Raw genomic sequence first — 23,440 nt, forward strand, 5'->3', positions numbered from 1 at the left:
GCCGCCGGGGCCGGACAACCGGCCCCGGCGGCGCCACCCCCGACGCCGCACCGCGGGCGCAGGTCATGGCGCGCGCTGGAGCCGCTGCTGTGGGTCGGTCCCGCGATCCTCCTGATCATGACCATGGTCGTCTGGCCGGTCTTCGAGATGGCCCGTACGTCCCTGACGCGGGTGAGTTCCACCGGACTGTCACAAGGGTTCGCCGGGCTGCGCAACTACACCGACCTGTTCGCCGAGGACGACCTGCCCGGAGTGCTGCTGCGCACCCTCGTCTGGGTCATCGGCGTCGTCACCGTCACGGTCCTGCTCTCTCTCGGCCTGGCTCAACTCCTCAACTCCCGTTTCCCCGGACGCCGGCTGGTGCGGTGGGCGCTGATCGTGCCCTGGGCCTCGTCCGTGCTGATGACGGCGCTCATCTGGCGGTGGATGCTCAACGACTTCTACGGCGTGGTCAACCGGCTGCTCATGGACCTCGGTGTGCTGGACGCCCCCGTCAACTGGCTGGCCCATCCCGGGCAGGCCCTGGTCGCGATGATGGGCGTGGCAGTGTTCGTCTCGCTGCCGTTCACCTCGTTCGTCCTGCTGGCCGGAGTGCAGAGCATCCCCGCGGAGGTGTACGAGGCGGCGCGGGTGGACGGCGCCGGGCCGGTCCGCGGCTACCTGGGCATCACCCTGCCGTTGCTGCGTCCCTCACTGGTAGTCGCCGCGATCATCAACGTCATCAACGTGTTCAACTCGTTCCCCATCATCTGGGCCATGACGCGCGGCGGTCCCGGTTTCGCTACCGACACGACCACCACCTACCTGTACAAGCTCGCCTTCGACAACCAGTCGGTGGGGGAGTCGGCCGCCATGGCCGTCGTCAATTTCGGGCTGGTCCTCGCCGTGGTGCTGGTCTATCTCCGCGTCGTCCGCCGACAGGAGGACACCGCGTGAGCAGGATCGCCGTCACGCCTCGTCAGGCCGCGCCGCACAGGGGACGGCGGCCGATGAAACTGCGCACCGTCCTGCTCGCCGCCGCGGGATGGCTGGTGGCGCTGGCGTTTCTCGCGCCCTACGCGGAGATGTTGCTGACGGCGCTCAAACCGACCCCCGAACTGATGAAGTCCCCGCCGTCCTATCTACCCTCCCACTGGCAGTGGACGAACTTCACGCACATCTGGTCGCTCACCGACCCACAGGTGGGTGACGCGCTGCTGTTCTCGTTGTACGTCGCCGGGGCGGCGACGCTGCTCACCCTGGCCGTCGGGCTGCCCGCCGCGTACTACACCGCCCGGCACCGCTTCCGCGGGCGCGGCGCCTTCCTGCTCCTCGTACTCGTCACGCAGATGTTCGCGCCGACCGCGCTGCTGGTCGGCATCTACCGGGAGATGGTCAGCCTCGACCTGACCGACACCGCCGAGGGCCTCATCCTCGTGAACGCGGCGTTCAACCTGCCTTTTTGTGTGTGGATCCTCAACGCTTACTTCACGAGCATCCCCCGGGAACTGGAGGAGGCCGCCTGGCTCGACGGCACCGGACGGCTCGGCGCGCTCACCCGTGTCGTCCTGCCGCTCGCGATGCCCGGTGTGGTGACCGCGCTCGTCTACACCTTCATCGGCGCCTGGAACGAGTACGTGGTGGCGCTCACCGTCACCTCCTCCAGCAATCGGATGACCCTGACCAGGGCGATTCCCGGCTTCGTCACCTCATACCACGAGCAGTGGCAGTACCTGTTCGCCACCTCGCTCGTCGCGATCGTGCCCGTGGTGGCGCTGTTCGTCTTCGTGGAGCGTCACTTGGTCGCCGGGCTGACCGCGGGCGGTGTCCGCGGATGAGGCCGGAACACACACCGCGGTCGGGGCAGCGGCATGTGGTGTCAGGCGCGGATGACCTCGACGCCGGCCGCCGTGAACGACTCGGTCAGCTGGTCCGAGGCGGCCTTGTCGGTCACCAGGATGTCGATGTCCTCCACCGGACAGATACGGGCGAAGGCCCGCCGGTCCAGCTTGGAGGCGTCGGCGACCGCGACGACCTGCTGCGCCCGGCGGGCCAGCGCCCGGTTGATGCTGGCCTCGCCCTCGTGGTGGGCGGTCGCCCCGTGGGCCACGTCGATGGCATCCACCCCGATGAAGACCTGATCCAGCGCGATCTCCGCGAGCAGTTCGGTGGCCAGCGGCCCGATCAGCTCATAGGACGCCGGTCGGGCCACCCCGCCGGTCACCACGAGCTTCACGTGGCGGCGTACGACCAACTCGTTCGCGATGTTCAGCGCGTTGGTCACCACGGTGACCGCCGTCTCCGCACCGCCGGAACTCAGGTCGGCGCGAGTGGCCAGTGCCCGCGCCACCTCGGTGGTCGTGGTGCCGCCGTTCAACCCCACCACGGCGCCGGCCTTCACCAGCCCGGCGGCCGCGTGCGCGATCCGCTCCTTCTCCGGAGCGTTGCGCGCGGCCTTGTAGCGCAGCGGCAAGTCGTATGCGATCGCGTTGATCACGGCTCCGCCGTGCGTGCGGGTGACCATCTGCTGGCGGGCCAGCTCGTCGAGGTCGCGCCTGATCGTCGCGGCGGAGACCTGCAACTCCTCGGCCGCTGCCTCGACTTCGATCCGCCCGTCGCGGGTGAGCATCTCGAGCAGTGCGCTCCACCGGGCCTGCGGTGCCGCCATGTCTCACAACTCTCTGTCGCTGTTGTGCGCAACGATGTGCGCATCTCCATGAAACCATGGTGTGTGATTGGGTATTTTATGGCTTCCAAACGAGCAAAATACTGCGCATTTGCCAAACTTTTCTCGCGACCGCGCGCCGTGATCCCGGGGCGGGAACCGCGGACCGCCCGGTCATCTGTCAGATCAGCGAGAACGCCGCACGGTTCCACGGCGGTCGGCTCGCCCCGATAGCCTGCGCCACGCCGCGCTCGCCGAGGCGACAGTCGTCCCCGTTGCGCTGCACCTCGACCACGTCACCGACGAAGCGCTGCTGCGCCGCGCCGCGGACTGTGGGTTCGGATCCGTCATGTTCGACGCGTCCGCGCTGCCGCACGCGGAGAACGTCGCCGCCACACGCGACGCGACGCGGTGGGCGCACTCCCGGGGCCTGCGGGTGCAGGCGGAACTCGGCGAGATCGGCAAGGACGGAGCGCACGCACCCGGGGTACGCACCGATCCCGAACAGGCACGCGCCTTCGTCTCCGCCACCGGGGTCGACACACTGGCCGTCGCGGTCGGCAGCTCCCACGCGATGACCACGCGCACCGCCCGGCTGGATCAGCACCTCATCACCCGCCCCGCGGAGGCCGTCCCCGTGCCGCTGGTCCAGCACGGCTCGACGGGAGTGCCCGACGCGGAGCTTCGACGGGCGGTGGCGGGCGGCATGGTCAAGATCAACATCGGCACGGTGCTGAACGTCGCTTTCACGGGCGCGGTACGCGAGGCACTCGCCGCCGCGCCCACCGCTGTCGACCCCGGCCGGCCCTCACCGCGGCGTGCCGGGCCATGGCCGACGCGTTCGCGTCGGGGGCGGACCCTGTCGAACGGCGGTTAGGACCGGCGGACCGTCAGTCCTGCTTCTCCGGCGTCCCGTTCTCCTGTGTGGAACCGGCCGCACGCAGGTGTTCTCGCAGCCAGTGCTCGGTGTTGCTGACGTGGAGCAGGGCCGCTGCCTGGCTCACCGCGGCGTCGCGGGTGAGGAGGGCCTTGTAGATCGCCTCGTGTTCGGCGAGGGTCCGTCCGGAGGACTGGTCGTCCAGCTGGCCCCGCCAGATGCGGGCGCGCAGGGTGCGACCCGAGATGCCTTCGAGCAAGGTCAGCAGGCTTTCGTTGCCGGTGGCGGCCACGACGGCGCGGTGGAAGGCCGCGTCGTGGGCGTTGAGCCGCTCGACGTCGTCGCTCGCCTCCCGCATCGCGTCCAAGTGGCCCTTGACCTCCGCCAGTTGCTCATCGGTGATCCTGGCGGCGGCCAGTCCGGTGGCGAGTGGTTCGAGCAGCCGGCGGACTTCCATGAGGTCCAGCAGGGCACCCGTGTCGCTCTGCAGCAGCTCCACCGCACCGCCGAGTCCTTCGAGCAGCAGGCTGGGCTGGAGGCTCGTCACGTACGTGCCGTCGCCTCGCCGTACCTCGAGGACCCGGGCCACGGCCAGTGCCTTGACCGCCTCGCGGGCGAGGTTGCGGGAGAGGCCGAGCTGCGCGGCGAGCTCCGGCTCCGGGGGAAGCTTCGCGCCCGGCGGGAGTGCGCCGGAGCGGATGAGCTCACGGATCTGCCCGATGGCCCTGTCCGTCAGGGACAACGTGAGCTCCTTCCGTGAGTGCGTCCAGCGGTCCGGTACGCCGGTTGCCGCGGCGGCGCGTCAGGTGTGGCGCTGATGATACCGGGGAGGTCGTGGCGCGGCCCCAGAGCCCGAAGACATTGTATGTTTGACGATGAGCATACCAGGTCGAAGGAGACTTTTCGGGAGAAAATCGCAGGTGAGAAGCTATTTTCATCCCTGCACGCCCGTTGACATGGCGAGGACACATGGCGGACCTTCTTCCGTAACAACCGGCGCAGCGGGTGGTGGGCGTGGTGCCGGTCGCACGTCTTCTGTCTGCTTCCGTCCGTCACAGGGATGCCCCATGCCCAGTTCGATCAACAGACGTCAGTTCCTCGCCGGTGCCACCTGTGTGGCGGCGGCAGCCGTCGCAGGGGGAGTGTTCGGCGCCGGCAGTGCGCAGGCCGCCCCCAGCACCTACACGGCCACGTGGAGTTCGGTCAACCAGCACCCGCCCGCTCCGGAGTGGTTCCAGGACGCCAAGTTCGGGATCTACTTCCACTGGGGCGTCTTCAGCGTCCCGGCCTACGACAGCGAGTGGTACCCGCGCAACATGTACATCGGCGGGAGCAACGCCAACACCCACCACATCGCGACCTACGGCGACCCCTCGGTGTGGCCGTACCACAACTTCATCAACGGAGCGAACGACAAGTCGGGCCAGTTCACCCAGTTCGCACCCAAGCTCAAGTCCGCCGGAGGGAACTTCGACCCCGACGAATGGGCCCAGCTCTTCGTCGACGCCGGGGCGAAGTTCGCGGGACCCGTCGCGGAGCACCACGACGGATTCTCCATGTGGGACTCGCAGGTCAACGAGTGGAACTCGGTCGCCAAGGGCCCCAAGCTCGACCTGCTGAAGCTGTTCACCACGGCGATCCGGGCCAAGAACCTGAAGCTGCTGGTGGCGATGCATCACGCGTACAACTTCAACGGGTACTACGACCACGTGCCCGCCCAGACCGACCCCAGCCTGAAGAAGCTCTACGGACAGCTGGGCTCCACCGCCGAGAACCAGCTCTGGTACGACAAGCTCAAGGAAGTCATCGACCGCGCCCAACCGGACATCCTCTGGGAGGACTTCGATCTGAACAAGGTCGACGAGACCCAGCGCCTGAACTTCCTGTCGTACTACTACAACCAGGCCAACTCCTGGGGCAAAGAGGTCGTCGCCACCTACAAGGACGGCTTCAACGGCCACGGCGAGGTCTTCGACTACGAGCGGGGCGGCCCGGCCGACCTGACCGCGCCCTACTGGCTCACCGACGACAGCATCTCCAGCTCCAGCTGGTGCTACACGCAGGGCATCGGCTACTACAGCACCCAGCAGATGCTGCATTCCCTGATCGACCGGGTCAGCAAGAACGGCAACATGCTGCTGAACATCGCGCCGATGGCCGACGGCACGATCCCCCAGGGGCAGAAGGACGTGCTGCTGGGTATCGGCGACTATCTGAAGCGCTTCGGGGAGTCGATGTACGCGACCCGGGCCTGGACGCAGTACGGCGAGGGCCCGACCCGGATGGGAGGGGGCGCGTTCACCGCCCCGCTCGTCGGCACCGCGCAGGACATCCGCTTCACCCGCAGCAAGGGCAACACGGTGCTGTACGCCACCGTCCTCGGCTGGCCCGGCAGTTCACTGAAGATCAAGACCCTGAGCTCGGACCGCATCAGCCTCTCCTCGCTCACCTCGGTGAAGCTGCTCGACTCGACGGCCGGCACCTACATCAACCTGGCCGCCCCGACGCAGGACTCCTCCGGGCTGACCGTGTCGCTGCCGTCCTCGGCGCCGTACTCCGCGGGCGCCTACGTCCTCAAGCTCAGCTTCTCCGGCCCGATCCCCCCGCTGAAGCCGGCGGTCGGTGCCCTGGTCTACCAGGACGTCAACTACTCCGCGAACTACGCGGTGCTCGACCCCGGCACCTACACGGCCGACCAGCTGCAGCTGGCCGGGCTGGATGCACAGAGCATCTCCTCCCTGAAGCTGGCGGCCGGGAACCAGATCATCGCCTACAGCGGCGACAACTTCACCGGCACGTCCTGGACCTTCACCGCCGACAACCCCGACCTCCGGGTCACCGGTCAGAACGACCAGATCACCTCCCTGAAGGTGCAGTTCAATCCGGCCACGTACTTCCGCATCACCAATGTCACCGACGGTCTGGCCCTGGACAGCGGCGGGAACGTCGCGTCGGGGTCAAACCTGAAGCAGTACACGTGGGACGGCAGCCCCAACCTCCAGTGGCAGCTCGTCGAGGTCGGCGGCGGCTACTACAAGCTGGTCAACCGGACCAACGGCATGGTCGCCGACGGCTGGGGCGCCACGTCCAACGGCTCCGCGGCACGGCAGGCGGCGTGGAGCGGCAGCAACAACCAGCAGTGGGCGGTCACCCACCGCGGTGAGGGCATGTGCACCATCGCCAACCGGGCCACCGGCCTCGTCCTGGACGGCGGCGGGAGCGTGGCCTCCGGTTCGGTCACCAAGCAGTGGGGCTACGGCAGCAGCACCAACCTGCTGTGGACCTTCACCGCCCAGTGACACGGGCGTGAAGGCGGCGAACCGAGGGGATGCCCGGACGGAGAACCGTCCGGGCATCCCCTCGCTCTCCGTCGCGGCGGCGCGGACGCCTTCGTCTCACTCATCTGATCCCGTCATCGACAAGGCCTCCGTGGACTCCAGGTGCTGCCGCAGCCACTGCTCGGTGTTGTTGACGTGCACCAGGGCCGCGGCATGGCACAGCACGGCGTCACGTGCGGCCAGGGCAGCGTAGATCGCCTCGTGCTCCGCGAGCGTACGGGCCGCCGCGCGGGAGTCCACCAGACCACGCCAGATCCGGGCGCGCAGGGTGCGGCCCGAGATGCCCTCCAGCAGGGTGATCAGCGTTTCGTTGCCGGTGACGTCCACGATGGCACGGTGGAACGCCACATCGTGCGCGTTGAGCCGCTCGACGTCGTCGCGCGCCTCGCGCATGGCGTCCAGATGCCGCTTCACCTCCGCCAGTCCGTCGTCCGTCAGCCGGGCGACGGCCAGGGCGGTGGCGGCGGGCTCGAGCAGCCGTCGCACCTCCATGAGGTCCAGTACCGCACCGGGATCGCCCTGGAGCAGTTCCACCGCTCCGCCGAGGCCCTCGAGCAGCAGGCTCGGCTGCAGGCTGGTGACGTACGTGCCGTCGCCCCGTCTGATCTCCAGCACGCGCGCCACGGACAGCGCCTTCACCGCCTCGCGTGCGAGATTGCGGGAGAGCCCGAGCTGGGCGGCCAGCTCGGGCTCCGGAGGCAGTTTCGCGCCCGGAGGCAGAACCCCGGAGGCGATGAGTTGGCGGATCTGGGTGATCGCCTTGTCGGTCAGGGACACGGTCAACTCCTCCCGCCGGGTGCGAAGGGGGTCTCGAGGCGGAGGAGCCCTCGGTCACGCAGGTCGTGCCAGAGTTCCTGGGGGATCCGCTGTTGGTGCAGCCGCGCGTTGCGCCGGACCTGTGCGGGGTCGCGCATGCCGAGCGTGACGTTGATGACGCTGGGATGCGTGAGGGGGAAGGCGATGGCGGCGGCGGGCAGGGTGGTGCCGTGGGCCTCGCAGACGTCGGCGATGGCGCGGGCGCGGTCGACGAGTTCGGGTGGGGCGGCCTGGTAGTCGTACTTCATGCCTTCGGTGGGGCGGTCGCGGGCGAGCAGGCCGGAGTTGAAGACGCCGACGGCGACGACGCTCTTGCCGTGTTCCTGGGCGGCGGGCAGGACGTCGTCGAGGGCGGACTGGTCGAGGAGGGTGTAGCGGCCGGCGAGCATCACCACGTCGGCGGCGGTCTCGCGCAGGAAGCGGGCGAGCAGGGCGGACTGGTTCATGCCGGCGCCGATGGCTCCGATGACGCCTTGATCGCGCAGTTCGGCCAGGGCGGGCATGGCTTCGTCGGCGGCCTGGGGCCAGTGGTCGTCGGGGTCGTGGAGGTAGACGATGTCGAGGCGGTCCAGGCCGGTGCGCTTCAGTGTGTCCTCGAGGGAGCGCAGGACACCGTCGCGGCTGAAGTCCCAGTGGCGGCGCAGGTCGTCGCGGACGACGAAGCCCTCGGTGTCGACGCCTGTGGGGTGGTCGTTGGGGACGAGGAGGCGGCCGGCCTTGGAGGAGATGACGTACTGCTGGCGGGGCCGGTCGCGCAGGGCGGCGCCGAGGCGGTGTTCGGAGAGGCCGAGGCCGTAGTGGGGGGCGGTGTCGTAGTAGCGGATGCCGGCGTCCCAGGCGGTGTCGAGGGCGGCGGCGGCGTCCTCGGCGGTGGTGGTGCGGTAGAGGTTGCCGATGACGGAGGCGCCGAAGCCGAGTTCGGTGACCTCGACGGTGGTGCTGGGGATCTTACGGTGGCGCAAGGGGTGCTCCTGACGGGGTCGTTCAGCGTCGGACGTGAGCCGTGACGCCGGCGAGAAGGGCCTCGACCTCGGCGAGGGTGGCCATCGAGACGTCACCGGGCGTGGTCATGGCCAGGGCGCCGTGGGCGGTGCCGTAGGCGAGGGCGCGTTCCAGGCCGGCACCGGTGAGCAGCCCGTAGATGAGGCCCGCGGCGAAGGCGTCACCGGAGCCGATCCGGTCCAGGACGTGCAGACCGGGCATGTTAGGGCCGCTGACCAGACCGGTCTCGGGTGACCAGGCGAGCGCGGACCAGTCGTTGACCCCGGCCGAGGGCACTTCGCGCAGAGTCGTCGCCAGCACTCTCGCCTGCGGCATCCGGGTCGCGACCGCGGCGAGCGCGTCGGGTACCTCGTCGCGGGTCAACCGCACGGCGCCCGGATGCGGGCCCGCTAGTCCGAGGGCACCCACGACGACGTCGGCGTGCCGGGCCAGGCGCAGGTCGGTCTCGCGGGCCCGTTCGGCGCCACCCCGGCCGTCCCACAGGCTGGGCCGGAAGTTGGGGTCGTAGGAGACGGTGACGCCGTGCCGACGGGCGGCCGCCATGGCCTCGTCGGCGACGTCGACGGTGGTGTCGGACAGTCCTGCGAAGATCCCGCCCGTGTGGAACCAGCGCACCCCGCCCGAGAACACCGCGTCCCAGTCGATGTCCCCCTTGCGCAGGTGGGAGACGGCGGTGTTCGCGCGGTCGCTGACGCCCAGCGCCCCACGGACGCCGAAGCCGCGCTCGACGAAGTTCAGGCCGTTGCGGGCTGTGCGCCCCATGCCGTCCGCCGTGACCCAGCGAAGGTGCGAGGTGTCGACTCCGCCCTGGAGGATCAGGTCCTCCACGAGCCGGCCGACCGCGTTGTCGACGAGGGCGGTGACCACGGCGGTGCGCAGTCCGAAACAGCGGCGCAGTCCGCGTACCACGTTGTACTCGCCGCCGCCCTCCCAGACCTGGAAGCTGCGGGCGGTACGGATCCGGCCCTCACCGGGGTCGAACCGCAGCATCACCTCACCCAGGGCGATCACATCGGTCACGGTGCCGTCCTCTCCACTGCCTCGGCGGTCAACCGGCGGATCTCGTCGTACGCGGCGCGATCGAGATGGCCGGGCGCGGCGATCCAGCTGCCGCCCACGGCGAGGACCGAGGGGTGGCCGAGGTAGGCGGACAGCTGGTCGGGCCCGATGCCGCCGGTCGGGACGAAGCGCGCCTGAGGAAAGGGGGCGGCCAAGGCGCGGAGCATCGCGGTGCCGCCGAGCGGTTCGGCGGGGAACAGCTTGACCGTGTCGAGGCCCGCCCGCAACGCGCGCATCAACTCGGTCGCCGTCGCCACGCCCGGCACGACCGGTACCTCCAACTCCCATGCCTTGGCGATGACTTCCTCGTCGAGACCGGGCGAGACGAGAAACTGGGCCCCGGCCGTCACGGCCCGTTCCGCCTGCTGCGCGCTGAGCACGGTCCCGGCGCCGACGGTCAGAGCGCCGTGGGCCGCCATCGCCTTGACGACCTGTTCGGCGTCGGGTGTGCGGAAGGTGACCTCCGCACAGCGGGCGCCGCCCGCCGCGAGCGCGTCGGCCAGGGGGCCGGCACTCGCGACGGACGGCACGGTGAGCACGGGCAGGAGACGCGACCCCGCCAGTACGGCGGCCAGGTCGGTGGTCATTGGGGCCCTCCTTCGTGGATACCCCCGGCTTCAGCCGGGGGAGGAAGCGAAGTCCCTGCGGAGTAGGGCAGGAAGAGCCGGTTCGCTGTCAGGGCGGACCGGCGTTCGCCGGCAGCCGGCCGACCACCATGGCTCACACAGGAGCTGATACGGTGTGAAGTATGGTGGAGCAGGTCAAGCGGGCGTTCAAGTACCGCTTCTACCCCACGGACGGGCAGGCGGCGGAGCTGTCGCGCACGTTCGGCTGCGTCCGCCTGGTGTACAACAAGGCGCTGGAGGAGCGCACCCGGGCCTGGTACGGCGAGCAGCGCCGCATCTCCTACGTGCAGTCCTCCGCCGCGCTGACCGAGTGGAAGAAGACCGAGGAACTCGCCTTCCTGGCCGAGGTGTCCTCCGTCCCGCTGCAGCAGGCGCTGCGTCATCTGCAGACGGCGTTCGCCCACTTCTTCGCCAAGCGCGCGCAGTACCCCCGGTACAAGAGCCGGAAGAAGTCCCGGTCGTCGGCCGAGTACACCCGCAGCGCCTTCACCTGGCGCGAGGGGAAGCTCACGCTGGCGAAGATGGCGGAGCCCCTGGACATCCGCTGGTCGCGTCCGCTGCCTGAGGGTGCGGTGCCGACCATGGTGACCGTGTCCCGGGATGCGGCGGGCCGCTGGTTCGTGTCCCTGCTCGTCGAGGACACCATCGCCCCGGCCCCGGCCACCACCGCGGCGGTCGGCCTGGACGCCGGGATCACCTCCCTGGTGACCCTGTCCACCGGGGAGAAGATCACCAACCCCCGGCACGAACGCCGTGACCGCGCCCGTCTCGCCCGCGCGCAGCGGGAGCTGGCGCGCAAGGCGAAGGGCTCGGCGAACCGGGCCAAGGCCCGGCGCAAGGTCGCCAAGGTGTACGCGCGGATCGCTGACCGGCGCCGCGACTTCCTGCACAAGCTGTCGACTCGACTCGTCCGCGAGAACCAAGTGGTCGTGATCGAGGACCTCACCGTCCGCAACCTGCTGAAGAACGGGCGCCTGGCGCGCGCCATTTCCGATGCCGCCTGGACGGACCTGCGCTCCATGCTGGAGTACAAGTGCGCCTGGTACGGGCGCGAACTCGTCGTGATCGACCGCTTCTTCCCCTCCAGCAAGCTGTGCGGGGGCTGCGGCACGGTCGCGGCGAAGCTGCCGCTGAACGTCCGCGCGTGGACGTGCGAGCAGTGCGGCGCGGTGCATGACCGTGACGTGAACGCGGCACGCAACATCCTGGCCGCCGGGCTGGCGGCTTCTGCCTGTGGAGACGGTGTAAGACCTCAACGGGAGTCCTCCCGGACGGGGCGGTCGTCGGTGAAGCAGGAAACCCAGCGGGCGACCGCTGGAATCCCCCACCTTTAGGGCGGGGGAGGAAGTCAACGTCCGAGCCATCCGCCGTCGACGGGCAGGATCGTGCCGTGGATGTAGTCGGCGGCGGGGGAGGCGAGGAAGACGGTGGCGCCGGCGAGGTCGTCGGCGCTGCCCCAGCGTCCGGCCGGGATGCGCTCCAGGATGGCCTTGCTGCGCGCCGGGTCGTCCTGCAGCGCCTGGGTGTTGTCGGTGGCGATGTAGCCGGGGGCGATGGCGTTGACGTTGACGCCGTGGGACGCCCACTCGTTGGCCAGTGCCTTGGTGAGACCGGCGATGCCGTGCTTGGCGGCGGTGTAGCCGGGGACGGTGATCCCGCCCTGGTAGCTGAGCAGGGAGGCGGTGAAGACGACCTTCCCGTGTCCACGCTCCACCATCGTGGCGCCCACGGCCCGGGTGAGCGCGAACTGCGCGCTGAGGTTGACCTGCAGGACCAACTCCCAGTCCTCATCGCTGTGTTGGGCGGCGGGGGTGCGGCGGATGGTGCCGGCGTTGTTGATGAGGATGTCCACCGGGCGTTCGCGTCCGGCGAGGTTCTCACCCAGGGCGCGTACGGCGGCTGGGTCGGCGAAGTCGGTGCGGATCGCCTCGAACGAGCGCCCGGCGGCGACGACGTCCTTCTCCACCTGGCTCCCGGACTGTTCCAGGTTGGCGCTGACGCCGATCACATCCGCGCCGGCCTCGGCGAGCGCGCGGGCCATCGCCCGGCCGATGCCGCGTCGGGCGCCGGTGACGACGGCGAGCTTCCCGGTGAGGTCGAAGATGCTCATACGGCGGCTCCCTGGGCCTCGTCGGTGCAGTCCACGAGGATCTTCATCACGTCTCCGCCGCTCTCCAACGCCTCGAAGGCGGCCGGTGCCTCGGTCATCGGCACGATCTTGGTGATGAGCCGCTGAGCGGGGATGGTGCCGTCGGCGACCAGCGCGACGGCCCGCTCGAAGTCGCCGCGGTCGTACAATCGCGCGCCCACGAGGGTGAGTTCGCGCCAGAAGAAGCGGTGCAGGTTGATCTCGCGGGGCCTTGGGTGGATGGCGACCAGGCACAACCGGCCCCGCACGCCGAGGGCGTCGACCGCGGTGTCCACACCGCCCGCCGCACCGGAGACCTCGAAGGCGACGTCCGCTCCCGCCTCGCCCGTCCACTGCTGGACGAGTTCGGTGATGTCGGTGGCGGCCGGGTCCCAGGTGCTCAGGCCCAACTCCTCGGCCAGCAGCCTGCGGTGGGCGTTGAGTTCGACCACGCGTACCTCGGCGCCGGCGGCACGGGCGACCAGGGCGATGAGGATGCCGACGGGTCCGCCGCCGACCACGACGACCTTCTCGCCGTTCTTCACCGCCGCCCGGCCCACGTCGTGCACCGCGACCGCGGTCGGTTCGACGAGCGCGGCGTGGTCCAGCGGGAGGGTGGCGGGCAGCCGTATGAGGGTGGAGGCGGGCACCGTCCAGCGCTGCTGCATGGCGCCGGGGGAGTCGATGCCGATGAAGTCCAGGTGCTGGCAGATGTGTTGGTGGCCGGCGCGGCAGGCCGGGCAGGTACCGTCCCAGCGCAGCGGCATCACGGTCACCGCGTCCCCGGGCCGCCAGCCCTCGACGCCGGGTCCGACGCGGACGATCCTGCCCGCCATCTCGTGTCCCAGTACGGCGGGCGTGGCCACCCGGGCGTCCATGTCTCCGTGGAAGATGTGCAGGTCGGTGCCGCAGATGCCGACGTAGGCGGGGGCGAGTTCCACCTCGCCCGGGCCGGGCTCGGAGCCGGCGGCGGGCGCGGTGTCCAGGGTGCGGGCGGAGGTGTAGCGGACGGCGAGAGTCATCGTGGGGTCAGGGTCCCTTCCGCGCGGACGCCGATGGTCAGCAGCAGGTTGGCGTAGGTACGGGTGTCGCCGGTGACGACGGCGAGGGCCAGGTCGGGGGAGCGGGCGCCGTCGTAGAACGCGAAGCGGTCGAGGGTGTCGACGGGGAGCGGTGCCAGTCGGGAGCGGTACTCGGCGATGGCCGGCGGCTCCGGCTCGCCGTCGGGCGGCACCATCACCTGCGCCGACTCCACGGGCAGGGCGCGCAACAGCACGTCCAGGACGGTGGTGACGTCGAGGGTGCCGGGTGCCAGGTTGAGGTGGACGGTTCTTGCTCGTTCGCCGACGGCGGTGCTGGCGGGGTAGTGGCCGTCGGCGAGCAGGACACGGGCGCCGTGCCCGGCTCCGGCCAGTGCTTCGAGGATGCCGGGGTGCAGCAGTTCGGTCAGCAGCACGGTGTCCTCTCCTTATGTGTCGTTCTCGTGGTCGGACAGGCGGTAGAAGGCGGTGGCCGTCTCGCAGAGCACCGCGTGTCTCTCGTGCGGCGAGCAGTCGTCCAGCAGGTGCTCGACGGTGGCCGCCCAGCGGGACCACCCTCCGGCGAGGACACAGACGGGCCAGTCGGAGCCGAACATCAGCCGCTCGGGGCCGAAGGCGGCCAGGAGGGTGTCCCGGACGGGGCGGATGTCATCGATCGTCCACGTGTGGTGGTTGGCCTCGGTGATCAGCCCCGAGACCTTGCACCGCACCTGCGGGTAGCGCGCCAGCGCGTGCACATCGCGCGCCCAGTCGGACAACGAGGGCTGTCCGATGGGTGGTTTGCCGGCGTGGTCCAGGACGAGCGGCAGGTCGGGGAAGCGCTGGGCGAGGCGGATGGCCTGGGGGAACTGGTGACTGCGGATGAGCACGTCGTAGCCGAGGTCCCGGTCCTGTACGGCGCGCAGGCCCTGTTCGACGGACGGCTGCTGCAGCCACTCCGGGTCCAACTCGCCCTGCACCAGGTGGCGCAGGGCCCGCAGGTACCCGCCCCCTGGCTGGGCGCGCAGTTCGTCGAGTACGTCGCCGATCGTGGGGGACGTCAAATCCGCCCAGCCGACCACGGCGCCGATCAGTGGGTCCCGGCCGGCGAGGTCGAGCAGGTCCGCCGTCTCCTCCACGGCCGTCACGCACTGCACGACCACCGTGCTGGTCAGCCGGTGCCCCGCGAGGGGCCGGTCGGCGGCCCGTCGCAGGTCCTCGATGCCGTGGCTGCGGCGGATCGGCTCGAGACCGGGCTCGTCCAGCCATGGCTGGGGTCGGCGGTCCAGGTCCCACACGTGGTGGTGGGCGTCGACCAGGGGGAGGGGTTCAGACACGGGTGGACCAGACGGGGCCGTCGGGGTAGCTGTACTCCTTGAGGGAGGCGGGGTGCATCTGGGCGCTCAGTCCGGGCAGCGTCGGCGCGAGGTAGTGGCCGTCGACGATGCGGACCGGGTCCACGAAGTGCTCGTGCAGGTGGTCGACGTACTCGATGACCCGGTCCTCGGTGGTGCCGGAGACGGCGATGTAGTCGAACATCGACAGGTGTTGCACCATCTCGCACAGGCCGACGCCGCCGGCGTGCGGGCAGACCGGCACGCCGAACTTCGCTGCCAGCAGCAGGATGGCGATGTTCTCGTTGACGCCGCCGACGCGGGCGGAGTCGATCTGCACGATGTCGACCGCGCCGGCCTGCAGCAGCTGCTTGAAGACCACCCGGTTGGCGATGTGCTCGCCGGTGGCGACCTTGATGGGGGTGAGCGCCTTGCGGACGGCGGCGTGGCCGAGGATGTCGTCGGGGGAGGTGGGCTCCTCGATCCAGTACGGGTCGTAGGGGGCCAGGGCGCGCATCCAGTCGATGGCGGGCTGGACGTCCCACCTCTGGTTGGCGTCCACCGCGATGCGGATGTCCGGGCCGACGGCCTCGCGGGCGACGCGCAGGCGCCGGATGTCGTCCTCCAGGGATGCGCCGACCTTCAGCTTGATCTGCGTGAAGCCGTCCGCGACGGCCTCGTGGGCGAGGCGGGCCAGCTTCTCGTCGGAGTAGCCGAGCCAGCCGGGGGTGGTCGTGTAGGCGGGGTAGCCCTGGTCGAGGAGGCGGGCGATGCGCTGCTCGCGGCCCGGTTCGGCCCGGCGCAGGATGTCGAGCGCTTCGTCGGGAGTGAGGGCATCGGACAGCCAGCGGAAGTCCACCTGGGCGACCAGCTCCTCCGGCGACATCTCGCCCAGGAAGCGCCACACGGGCTTGCCCGCGCGCTTGGCGGCCAGGTCCCAGGCGGCGTTGACGACCGCGCCGGTCGCCATGTGGATGGCGCCCTTCTCCGGTCCCAGCCAGCGCAGTTGCGGGTCGTGGACGAGGGAGCGGGAGAACGCGCCGAGGTCGGAGCAGACCTGCTCCACCGACAGGCCCACCACGTGTGGGGCGAGGGTGGCGATGGCGGCGGCCTGGGCGTCGTTGCCGCGTCCGGTGGTGAAGGCCAGGGCGTGGCCCTCCAGTCCGTCGCCCGCGTCGGTGCGCAGGATCACGTAGGCGGCGGAGTAGTCGGGCTCGGGGTTCATCGCGTCGGAGCCGTCGAGGTGCTCGGAGGTGGGGAACCGCACGTCCAGGACGTCCAGGGCGGTGATGCGGGCGGATGCGGGAACGGGGGAGGACATGGCGGCAACTCCTGTGAGGGGCAAGGGAGACGGGTCCCCTTGCGACGAGACGTGAACGTGGCGGAGGTCGGGCGGCCGACGGGCCGCCCGGGTCACTCCTGGACCTTGCCGCCGGTGATGCGGGAGATGGCGAGGGCGACCAGGATGATCAGGCCGTTGAGGGCGCCGATCCACTGGGCCGGGACACCGGCCAGCGTCAGCACGTTCTGGATCATGAAGAGCAGCAGGATGCCGCAGAACGCGCCGAACATGGTGCCCTTGCCGCCGTTGAGGCTGATGCCTCCGATGACGGCGGCGGCGAAGACGGTGAAGATGTAGCCGTTGCCCTGTGCGGAGGCGACCGAGGCGAGGCGTCCGGAGAGCATCAGCCCGGCGAGGGCGGCGAGCACGCTGCCGGTGACGATGACGATCCACAGCACCCGGTCGGTGCGGATGCCGGCCGCCTTCGCCGCGTCGACGTTGCCGCCGATGGCGTACAGCGAGCGGCCGAAGCTGGTCCAGCCGAGCACCACGATCGCGACGGCGAACAGGGCCAGGCAGATCCAGATGGAGGCGGGCATGCCGAACCATTCGGCGGTGCCGGCGTAGAGCATCGACTGCGGCAACTGGAAGAAGGTCTGGCCGCCGGAGATGCCGGTGAGGATGCCGCGCAGCACGATCAGCATGCCGAGCGTGACGATGAAGCCGTTGAGGCCGAAACGGATGATCAGCAGCGAGTTGATCACGCCGACGAGCGCGCCCACGGCGAGGGTGATGGGGACGGCCCAGGCGCCGGGGAGCAGACCGAGTCCGTGTCCGGCGCCGGCCGGGACGACCAGCCAGGCCGCGACGCCGGGGGCCAGGCCCATCGTGGACTCCAGGGAGAGGTCCATCTTCTTGACGATCAGGATCATCGTCTGGGCGAGGACCAGCAGGGCCATCTCGGACATGGTCTGCAGGACGTTGATGAGGTTGTCGGCCTGCAGGAAGACCGGGTTGACGATCTGGCCCACGATCGCGATGACGACGATCGCCGGGACGAGCGCCAGATCGCGCAGCCGGGCCAGCGGGATCCGGCCGCCGAGCAGCGCGGTGCGCTTGTGCCCGGGGTCGACGGACTGGGCGGCGGCGTCCGCGAGGACGGTTTCAGGCATTGAGGTCCACTCCTTCCATCGCGGCCACGAGGTCGTGGTCGTGCCAGCCGCGGGGTATCTCGGTCGTGACCCGGCCCTGGAACATCACCAGGATCCGGTCGCACATGCGCAGGTCGTCGAGTTCGTCGGAGGCGATGAGCACTCCGGTGCCGGACTCGGCGGTCTCCTCGACCTTGCCGAGGAGGAACTCCTTGGAGCGCACGTCCACGCCGGCGGTCGGGTTGATCAGGACCAGCAGTCGGGGGTCGTCGGCCAGGGCGCGCGCCATGACGACCTTCTGCTGGTTGCCGCCCGAGAGGGCGGAGACGGGCAGTTCCGGTCCGGGGGTCTTGATCGCCAGGTTCTCGATCATGCCCTCGGCGAGCCGGTCCCGGCGGCCGCGGCTGAGGAAGCCGTTCTTCCCGAGCCGCTTGGGCACGGACAAGGTCGCGTTGTCGGCGATCGACATGTCCGGCACGAATCCCTGGTGATGTCGGTCCTGCGGGACGAACCCGGCGCCTGCGGCGAGCGCGGCGGGCACGCTGCCCGGCCGGGGCCGGCGCCCGGCGATCTCCAGCTCCCCGGTCGCCGCGGCCCGCAGTCCTACGACGGTCTCGGCGACCTCCGTCCGTCCGCTGGCGGCGGCACCCGCGAGACCGACGATCTCACCGGCGCCCACCTGGAAGGTGACGTCGGTGTAGGTGTCGTCGCTGCCCAGGGCGTGTACGGACAGCGCGGGTGCGGCGTTCTCGTCCCGGCTGCCGGCGCGCTCCTGCCGCCGGTCGGCCGCGGCCTCACCGGTCATGGCGGCGACCAGCTCGGCCCGGGGCAGTTCGGCGACCGGCGCGGTCACGATGTGCCGGGCATCGCGGAACACCGTCACCATGTCGCAGATCTCGTAGACCTCCTGGAGGTGGTGACTGATGAACAGGAAGGTGACGCCCTGGCGTTGCAGGTCGCGGATGCGGTCGAAGAGCCGGTTGATGGCCGCCGCGTCGAGCTGTGCGGTGGGCTCGTCGAGGATGATGAACCGGGCCCCGAAGGACAGCGCCCGGGCGATCTCGACGAACTGCCGCTGTTCCACGCTGAGTTCGCCGGCCGGAGACTGCGGGTCGACGTCCACCGACCACGCCGACAGCAGCTCCTGCGCCCGGCCGCGGACGCCGGCCCAGCTGATCAGCCGGTTGCGGCCGTGGTGGTGGCGGTTCAGGAAGAGGTTCTCGGCGACGGTCAGCGTGGGGATGATCGTCGACTTCTGGTAGACACAGGCCACGCGCCGGCGCCAGGCGTCGCGGTCGCTGAGCCGTGGTGCGGGGTCGCCGCCGAAGGTGACCGTGCCCTCGTCGGGGGCCTGCAGGCCCGTCAGGACGGACACGAGGGTCGACTTGCCGGCCCCGTTGCGGCCGACGAGCGCGTGCGTCTCGCCGGGCCTGATGGTGATCCGGGCTCCGTCGAGGGCGACCGTCGGACCGAATCGTTTGACTATGCCCGCCGCCTCGACGACGGGCGGGGCCGCGGAGGCCCGCCCGTCGTCCGCCGGGGCGGGCGCGGGGGTGACAGTACGCTCCCCGTCGCTCATCTCAACCGCCTTGTACTGGATAGCCGTTGGGTCCCTGGAAGGCAGGTCAGCCGAGGTTGTTGCCCCACAGCGACGTGTCGTCGCTCTTGACGCTGGCCACGCCGCCGTAGGTGCCTCCGTCGGCGGTGACCAGGGGAGCGGAGAGCTGGTCCTCCAGCAGGCCGTCACGGACCTTGATGATCGTGCTGTCGTGATCGGTCTTGCCCGGCTTGAACGTCTTCCCGTCGATCGCCGCCTTCAGGTAGTACAGGGCGTACTTGGCGTACAGGTCGGCGGGCTGGGAGACGGTGGCGTCGATCTTGCCCGCGGCGATGTCCTTGAGCTCCTCGGGGATCCCGTCGTTGGACACGATGAAGACGTGCTTCTTGTCCTTCGGACCCACCAGCAGGTTCTTCTGCTTGAGCACCTGCAGCGTGCCGGACAGACCGAAGCTGGACTCCATGTAGACGCCCTTGATGTCCGGGTTGGCGGTGAGGTCCGTCTGCAGCTTCTGCGCGGCGACCGCGCCGTCCCAGTTGGTGGCCTCGCCGAACACCTTGATGCCGGGGTAGTTCTTCTTCATGCAGTCGTTGAACGCCTCGGTGCGGTCACGGCCGTTGATCGAGTCGAGGCCGCCCTCCAGCATGACGACCTTGCCCTTGCCGCCGAGCTTCGTGCCGAGGAACTGGCAGGCCTTCTCGCCGTAGGCGCGGTTGTCGGCCCGCACCACCATGAACACCTTGCCGCTGTCGGGACGGGTGTCGACGGTGACGACGGGGATCTTCTTGGCCTCCAGCTGGGCCAGGGTCGGCGCGATCGCCGCGGTGTCCTGCGGCGCCATCGCGATGCCCTTGACGCCCTGGCTGATGAACGTCTGCGCGTTGGCGGTGAGCTTGGCTACGTCGTTCTGGGAGTTCGTGGTCTTGAGGGACAGGCCGAGCTGCTTGCCGAAGTCGGGCGTGTACTTGATGTACGAGTTCCAGAAGTCGGTGTCGGACCGCGGGTAGTCGACGCCCACGAGCGGCTTGTCGCTCGACGAGGCGGAGGTGCCGGAGCCGCCGCTGCACGCGCTGAGCAGCGTCAGCGCGCAGACGACGGACGCGGTGGAGCTGAGTGCGGTTCTGAGTCTCATGGGTACTTCCTCGCGCTTGTCCCGGAGGCGGGGTTGTTACGCCGGTGCGACGATTGGGTGTCGCTGGTGGAGAGATGGGATGTTTATAGAGTGGGGCCCACGGGGTTGTCTAGGGGTGGGACGGAAACGGGAGGGGATTTGCGGGAGGGGTGAGGTGAGGAGGGCGCGACATGGGATGTCGTAGCCATATCCATCCCATCAATGTTCTCCATCTGTGATGGGATGTCTCTTGCGTCGAGATCGCGACCGATGAGTTTCGCTGCGAACCCGGGTCATCACCAGGAGACGACGCCGGCTCGCCGGCGACCACGGCTGACCATGACTGACAGGGGCCACACCATGCTGACCAGCGAACCGGATGTCTTCCTGGGACCCTTCTCGTCCCCAAGTGCGCGAGCGACACCGTGGGCGTCGGCGTTGGCGGTCATCACTGAGGCGGAGTTGTTCTGGCTGTCCACGGTGCGGCCCGAGGGGCGACCGCATGTGACGCCGCTGTTGGCTGCCTGGAGTCTGGGCGGACTGTGCTTCACGACCGGCGGCCAGGAGCGCAAGGCGCGAAATCTCGAACGCAATCCCCGCTGTGTGCTGACGACCGGCACGAATGCCCTGACCGGTGTGGACGTCGTCATCGAGGGCGCCGCATACACAGTGGACGGGCGCTCCGAGCGTGAGCAGGCCGCTGCGGATTTCGAGCGCAAGTACGGCGCGCATCTGACCAGCCCTGAGGGCACCTGGTACGGGTTGGGCGAGGCCGTCGTCGCCGGCGAGGTCAGGCTGTATCGCGTCGAGCCCGCTGTGGGATTCGCTTTCGGCAAGCTACCGACGTTCAGCGAGACCCGCTACACATGGCCGCGGCGGTGACGATCACGCCCTCGCTGATACGCGAAACGGGCGAGGCATCGTCACCGCGCGTGGAGCCGCTGCCATGAACGCATCGTCAGGCCAGGCCGAACCGCTCCGCGTGCACCTGCCGTCGGGAGACCCCCAGCGTGCGCAGGGCACTGAGGACGGCCGACGTCATCGCCGGCGGCCCGCAGACGTACACGTCGCGTTCGGCCACGTCCGGGACCAGGGCCCGCAGACCGTCCGGCTCGAAGGGCGACGCCCCCTCGCCCCGCCGGCCGGTGAGCAGGTGCAGCCGGCCGCCGCTGCGGGCCACCAGCGAACGCACCTCGTCGACCAGGACCGCGTCACTCTCACTGCGCACGCGGTACAGCACGACGACATCACCGGCCGATTCCTCCTCCAGCAGCGCGCGGATGGGCGTGATACCGACGCCTCCTGCGATCAGCAACGCACCGGACCGCGTTCGGTGCAGTGACGTGAACGCCCCGTACGGGCCCTCGACGACTGCGCGGCTGCCGACCTCGAGGTGCCGCAGTCCGGCGCTGGTGCTGCCGAGCGCCTTGGCGGTCAGGCGCAGCGTCCTGCCGTCGGGCGCTGCCGACAGGGAGAACGGATTGGCCAGCCACCAGGGGTTGTGCCCGGGAAACCGCCAGATGCAGAACTGCCCGGCCCGGACCGGCAGTCTGTCGAGACGGCGGCCGGTGACATGCACCGAAACCACGTTGTCGGATTCCACCACCACCGCGGCGACCTCGAAGCGGTGATAGACGTTGCGCCACAGAGGCATGACGACCCGCCCCGCGATCAGGGCACCGAAGGCGAACAGCCACAGGGCCCACCAGTAGATCTCCGCGAACGCGGAGGACCTGAACGTCGTGGTCTCCCGCAACTGGTGCACGAACGCCAGCCCCAATGCCACGTACAGCAGCAGGTGCAGGCCGTGCCAGACCTCGTAGGGCAGCCGCCGTCTCACATAGCGGGCGGATACCACGGCGATCACCACGACGATCGCCGCCGCACACATCCCCAGCAAGGAGGCCGGCACATCGGCCAGCGAGGAGAACGTCTTCGGTACCGACGAGCTACTCAGTTTCGCGTAGCCCAGCACCACCAGGACGGCATGGGCGAGGATGGTCCACAGCAGGGTGAAGCCGACCCATCGGTGCCACAGCGTCAACCGGTCCATGCCGATGCGGCGGTCGAGCCACGGCAGCCGTGCCACCAGCAGCAGCTGGAACAGCATCAGTACGGCGGCGTGCAGGCCGAAGAACTTGGCGGCCGTGAGCACTGCGTTCTGACCGGTCCCTGCCGTGAGGAAGAGCACCTCGACGATCACCAAGTTGGCGACGACGAAGGTCCACAGCGCCCGACGCGCCGCAACGACCGGAGATGTGGTGCTTCGCCGCACCTGTGTATGTGTCGCTTCCACCGAGTCCTCTTCATGTCCTGGTGACGTGTCAACGCTTCAGCCCCGTCCACCGGCAGCAGGGGCCGTCGCCGGGCACGCTGACTGATTAAGCTCTTAACCACAAGGCGTCACAGGGCAGTTGGGAACGTGGGGTCCGTATGACGAGTTCGCGTGTCTGGCGACGTCCCACGCTGGACGCCGTGGCCGCCAGGGCCGGCGTCTCCACGGCCACGGTGTCCAACGCGCTCAACGGCACCGGTCGGCTCTCCGAGGCGACCAGGCAACGCGTCATGGCCGCAGCGGGCGAACTCGGCTACGCCCCCGCCAGCACCGCCCGCGCCCGGGCCCGCGGCGCCACCGGGGTGCTCGGCCTGACCATGACCACGTACGGCGACCTGCCCGTCCCCTACACCGAGATCCCGTTCTACGCACACCTGGTGCTGGCTGCCATGGCGGCGGCACACCAGCGCGGTTACCTGCTGCAGGTGATGCCGAACTCGATGTCGCCGTGGATGTGGCTGAACACTCCGATGGACGGCGTCATCCACGTCGGCCCACGCGCGGACGACCACGTACGTTCCCTGCTGAACGAGCGCGGCATCCCCCTGGTCTGCGAAGGCCGGCCGCCCGAAGCGCACTGGTGCGACGCGTGGGTCGACGCCGACCACGACACTGGTCTGCGGCTCCTGCTCGACCACCTCGTGGACTCCGGTGCCCGGAGGATCGGGCTCACCCTGCCCGTGCACGACGACGCGTACCCGCGCCTGATCGCCGACGCCTACCGGCTCTGGTGCGCCGAAAAGGACATGCCCGTCCTGGTGGAGGAGTACGCGTCGATGCCCGACTACTTCACGGCGGAACAGGAGGCGGTCGCCCGGCTGCTCGACCACGATCCGAGACCGGACGCCGTCATCGGCGTCTACTCCGACTCCGGTCACAACATCCTGGCCGCCGCGCGCCACCACGGTCTTCGGGTACCGCGGGATCTCCTGGTGGCCTGCGTCAGCGAGGACCCCGACTACGCCACGACCACCCCACCCGTCACCACGCTCAGCCTCCGTCCGGACCGCACCGGCGACGCGGCGGTCGACCTGCTGATCGCCGTCATCAACGGCCGCCCCGGTGTGGACCGGCGCCGGCTCGTACAGCCGGTACTGATCCCTCGCCGGTCCACACGGCGCCCGGCGAGGGATGCACGACGGCCGTAGCGGTGGCCTGTG

The 23,440-nt window shown here is 69.8% G+C and carries 21 protein-coding genes and 1 pseudogene; 7 read left to right on the forward strand and 15 right to left on the reverse strand.

Annotated elements, in window-relative coordinates; translation table 11 throughout:
* The first annotated feature begins 117 nt into the window (after window positions 1-117).
* On the forward strand, window positions 118-936 hold the full coding sequence (locus ACWCQ1_RS39125) for a carbohydrate ABC transporter permease (RefSeq protein ID WP_358605354.1): 819 nt from the start codon (window positions 118-120) through the stop codon (window positions 934-936).
* Window positions 933-1,817, forward strand: coding sequence for a carbohydrate ABC transporter permease (locus tag ACWCQ1_RS39130; protein ID WP_358605357.1), 885 nt, complete (start codon window positions 933-935; stop codon window positions 1,815-1,817). The genes ACWCQ1_RS39125 and ACWCQ1_RS39130 overlap by 4 nt, the downstream gene beginning before the upstream one ends.
* Before the next feature lie 41 nt (window positions 1,818-1,858).
* Here ACWCQ1_RS39130 and ACWCQ1_RS39135 read toward each other — a convergent pair whose 3' ends face one another.
* Window positions 1,859-2,647: a DeoR/GlpR family DNA-binding transcription regulator gene (locus tag ACWCQ1_RS39135; protein WP_358605360.1), complete on the reverse strand. Its 789-nt coding sequence runs from the start codon at window positions 2,645-2,647 to the stop codon at window positions 1,859-1,861.
* A gap of 146 nt (window positions 2,648-2,793) precedes the next feature.
* On the opposite strand from ACWCQ1_RS39135, the pseudogene ACWCQ1_RS39140 reads away from it, so the two are divergent.
* Window positions 2,794-3,443: pseudogene (locus ACWCQ1_RS39140) on the forward strand (class II fructose-bisphosphate aldolase); the annotation flags it as partial.
* Window positions 3,444-3,534: 91 nt separating this feature from the next.
* On the opposite strand, the gene ACWCQ1_RS39145 reads toward ACWCQ1_RS39140, so the two are convergent.
* Window positions 3,535-4,263, reverse strand: coding sequence for a FadR/GntR family transcriptional regulator (locus ACWCQ1_RS39145; RefSeq protein ID WP_133047725.1), 729 nt, complete (start codon window positions 4,261-4,263; stop codon window positions 3,535-3,537).
* Between the two features lie 325 nt (window positions 4,264-4,588).
* Between ACWCQ1_RS39145 and ACWCQ1_RS39150 the strand changes: the two genes are divergently transcribed.
* Window positions 4,589-6,820 carry an alpha-L-fucosidase gene (locus tag ACWCQ1_RS39150; protein ID WP_451028513.1) on the forward strand — a complete coding sequence of 744 codons (2,232 nt, stop codon included), beginning with the start codon at window positions 4,589-4,591 and terminating at the stop codon, window positions 6,818-6,820.
* A gap of 96 nt (window positions 6,821-6,916) precedes the next feature.
* Here ACWCQ1_RS39150 and ACWCQ1_RS39155 read toward each other — a convergent pair whose 3' ends face one another.
* The 4 genes from ACWCQ1_RS39155 to ACWCQ1_RS39170 are packed head-to-tail and all read right to left on the reverse strand — an operon-like array spanning window position 6,917 to window position 10,323.
* Window positions 6,917-7,636 carry a FadR/GntR family transcriptional regulator gene (locus tag ACWCQ1_RS39155; RefSeq protein WP_451028514.1) on the reverse strand — a complete coding sequence of 240 codons (720 nt, stop codon included), beginning with the start codon at window positions 7,634-7,636 and terminating at the stop codon, window positions 6,917-6,919.
* 2 nt (window positions 7,637-7,638) lie between these two features.
* Complete coding sequence (locus ACWCQ1_RS39160; RefSeq protein WP_451028515.1) at window positions 7,639-8,637, reverse strand: aldo/keto reductase; 999 nt, start codon at window positions 8,635-8,637, stop codon at window positions 7,639-7,641.
* Between the two features lie 22 nt (window positions 8,638-8,659).
* Window positions 8,660-9,697 carry a sugar kinase gene (locus tag ACWCQ1_RS39165; protein WP_358609095.1) on the reverse strand — a complete coding sequence of 346 codons (1,038 nt, stop codon included), beginning with the start codon at window positions 9,695-9,697 and terminating at the stop codon, window positions 8,660-8,662.
* Window positions 9,694-10,323, reverse strand: a complete 630-nt coding sequence (locus ACWCQ1_RS39170; RefSeq protein WP_358609092.1) for a bifunctional 4-hydroxy-2-oxoglutarate aldolase/2-dehydro-3-deoxy-phosphogluconate aldolase — start codon at window positions 10,321-10,323, stop codon at window positions 9,694-9,696. Before ACWCQ1_RS39170 ends, ACWCQ1_RS39165 begins: the two co-directional genes overlap by 4 nt.
* 161 nt (window positions 10,324-10,484) lie before the next feature.
* Between ACWCQ1_RS39170 and ACWCQ1_RS39175 the strand changes: the two genes are divergently transcribed.
* Entirely contained in the window at window positions 10,485-11,696 is a 1,212-nt protein-coding gene (locus tag ACWCQ1_RS39175; RefSeq protein WP_451028516.1) for an RNA-guided endonuclease InsQ/TnpB family protein, read from the forward strand.
* 14 nt (window positions 11,697-11,710) lie between these two features.
* Here ACWCQ1_RS39175 and ACWCQ1_RS39180 read toward each other — a convergent pair whose 3' ends face one another.
* The 8 genes from ACWCQ1_RS39180 to ACWCQ1_RS39215 all read right to left on the reverse strand — a co-directional run bounded on the left by ACWCQ1_RS39180 (window position 11,711) and on the right by ACWCQ1_RS39215 (window position 19,966).
* A complete protein-coding gene (locus ACWCQ1_RS39180; protein ID WP_451028517.1) occupies window positions 11,711-12,472 on the reverse strand; it encodes an SDR family oxidoreductase in 762 nt (253 codons plus the stop codon).
* Window positions 12,469-13,512: a zinc-dependent alcohol dehydrogenase gene (locus tag ACWCQ1_RS39185; RefSeq protein ID WP_358609083.1), complete on the reverse strand. Its 1,044-nt coding sequence runs from the start codon at window positions 13,510-13,512 to the stop codon at window positions 12,469-12,471. Before ACWCQ1_RS39185 ends, ACWCQ1_RS39180 begins: the two co-directional genes overlap by 4 nt.
* Window positions 13,509-13,946, reverse strand: a complete 438-nt coding sequence (locus tag ACWCQ1_RS39190; RefSeq protein ID WP_451028518.1) for an RbsD/FucU family protein — start codon at window positions 13,944-13,946, stop codon at window positions 13,509-13,511. The genes ACWCQ1_RS39185 and ACWCQ1_RS39190 overlap by 4 nt, the downstream gene beginning before the upstream one ends.
* A gap of 12 nt (window positions 13,947-13,958) precedes the next feature.
* Window positions 13,959-14,846 carry an amidohydrolase family protein gene (locus ACWCQ1_RS39195; RefSeq protein ID WP_451028519.1) on the reverse strand — a complete coding sequence of 296 codons (888 nt, stop codon included), beginning with the start codon at window positions 14,844-14,846 and terminating at the stop codon, window positions 13,959-13,961.
* A complete protein-coding gene (locus ACWCQ1_RS39200; protein WP_451028520.1) occupies window positions 14,839-16,164 on the reverse strand; it encodes an L-fuconate dehydratase in 1,326 nt (441 codons plus the stop codon). Before ACWCQ1_RS39200 ends, ACWCQ1_RS39195 begins: the two co-directional genes overlap by 8 nt.
* Before the next feature lie 92 nt (window positions 16,165-16,256).
* Entirely contained in the window at window positions 16,257-17,297 is a 1,041-nt protein-coding gene (locus ACWCQ1_RS39205; RefSeq protein WP_133047737.1) for an ABC transporter permease, read from the reverse strand.
* Window positions 17,290-18,855, reverse strand: a complete 1,566-nt coding sequence (locus tag ACWCQ1_RS39210) for a sugar ABC transporter ATP-binding protein (protein WP_451028521.1) — start codon at window positions 18,853-18,855, stop codon at window positions 17,290-17,292. Before ACWCQ1_RS39210 ends, ACWCQ1_RS39205 begins: the two co-directional genes overlap by 8 nt.
* A 46-nt stretch (window positions 18,856-18,901) precedes the next feature.
* The gene (locus ACWCQ1_RS39215) at window positions 18,902-19,966 is read right to left on the reverse strand and encodes a sugar ABC transporter substrate-binding protein (protein ID WP_133047739.1); all 1,065 of its coding nucleotides are present in this window, start codon (window positions 19,964-19,966) and stop codon (window positions 18,902-18,904) included.
* Window positions 19,967-20,305: 339 nt separating this feature from the next.
* On the opposite strand from ACWCQ1_RS39215, the gene ACWCQ1_RS39220 reads away from it, so the two are divergent.
* Window positions 20,306-20,827 (forward strand): pyridoxamine 5'-phosphate oxidase family protein, encoded by a 522-nt coding sequence (locus ACWCQ1_RS39220; protein ID WP_133047740.1) that lies wholly within the window; start codon window positions 20,306-20,308, stop codon window positions 20,825-20,827.
* Window positions 20,828-20,903: 76 nt separating this feature from the next.
* Here the strand turns inward: ACWCQ1_RS39220 and ACWCQ1_RS39225 are convergent, their stop codons facing one another.
* The gene (locus ACWCQ1_RS39225) at window positions 20,904-22,220 is read right to left on the reverse strand and encodes a ferredoxin reductase family protein (protein WP_451028522.1); all 1,317 of its coding nucleotides are present in this window, start codon (window positions 22,218-22,220) and stop codon (window positions 20,904-20,906) included.
* 158 nt (window positions 22,221-22,378) lie between these two features.
* On the opposite strand from ACWCQ1_RS39225, the gene ACWCQ1_RS39230 reads away from it, so the two are divergent.
* Window positions 22,379-23,428 (forward strand): LacI family DNA-binding transcriptional regulator, encoded by a 1,050-nt coding sequence (locus ACWCQ1_RS39230; protein ID WP_451028523.1) that lies wholly within the window; start codon window positions 22,379-22,381, stop codon window positions 23,426-23,428.
* The last annotated feature ends 12 nt before the right edge of the window (window positions 23,429-23,440 follow it).

This window comes from Streptomyces sp. NPDC002144 (assembly GCF_053593695.1).

Bases quoted from the DNA above. Each gene is read 5' to 3' on its own strand.
- ACWCQ1_RS39230 (WP_451028523.1), top strand. From the start codon at position 22,379: ATGACGAGTTCGCGTGTCTGGCGACGTCCCACGCTGGACGCCGTGGCC.
- ACWCQ1_RS39210 (WP_451028521.1), bottom strand. From the start codon at position 18,855: ATGAGCGACGGGGAGCGTACTGTCACCCCCGCGCCCGCCCCGGCGGAC.
- ACWCQ1_RS39135 (WP_358605360.1), bottom strand. From the start codon at position 2,647: ATGGCGGCACCGCAGGCCCGGTGGAGCGCACTGCTCGAGATGCTCACC.
- ACWCQ1_RS39125 (WP_358605354.1), top strand. From the start codon at position 118: ATGACCATGGTCGTCTGGCCGGTCTTCGAGATGGCCCGTACGTCCCTG.
- ACWCQ1_RS39170 (WP_358609092.1), bottom strand. From the start codon at position 10,323: ATGACCACCGACCTGGCCGCCGTACTGGCGGGGTCGCGTCTCCTGCCC.
- ACWCQ1_RS39175 (WP_451028516.1), top strand. From the start codon at position 10,485: ATGGTGGAGCAGGTCAAGCGGGCGTTCAAGTACCGCTTCTACCCCACG.
- ACWCQ1_RS39215 (WP_133047739.1), bottom strand. From the start codon at position 19,966: ATGAGACTCAGAACCGCACTCAGCTCCACCGCGTCCGTCGTCTGCGCG.
- ACWCQ1_RS39185 (WP_358609083.1), bottom strand. From the start codon at position 13,512: ATGACTCTCGCCGTCCGCTACACCTCCGCCCGCACCCTGGACACCGCG.
- ACWCQ1_RS39150 (WP_451028513.1), top strand. From the start codon at position 4,589: ATGCCCAGTTCGATCAACAGACGTCAGTTCCTCGCCGGTGCCACCTGT.
- ACWCQ1_RS39220 (WP_133047740.1), top strand. From the start codon at position 20,306: ATGCTGACCAGCGAACCGGATGTCTTCCTGGGACCCTTCTCGTCCCCA.
- ACWCQ1_RS39180 (WP_451028517.1), bottom strand. From the start codon at position 12,472: ATGAGCATCTTCGACCTCACCGGGAAGCTCGCCGTCGTCACCGGCGCC.
- ACWCQ1_RS39200 (WP_451028520.1), bottom strand. From the start codon at position 16,164: ATGTCCTCCCCCGTTCCCGCATCCGCCCGCATCACCGCCCTGGACGTC.
- ACWCQ1_RS39205 (WP_133047737.1), bottom strand. From the start codon at position 17,297: ATGCCTGAAACCGTCCTCGCGGACGCCGCCGCCCAGTCCGTCGACCCC.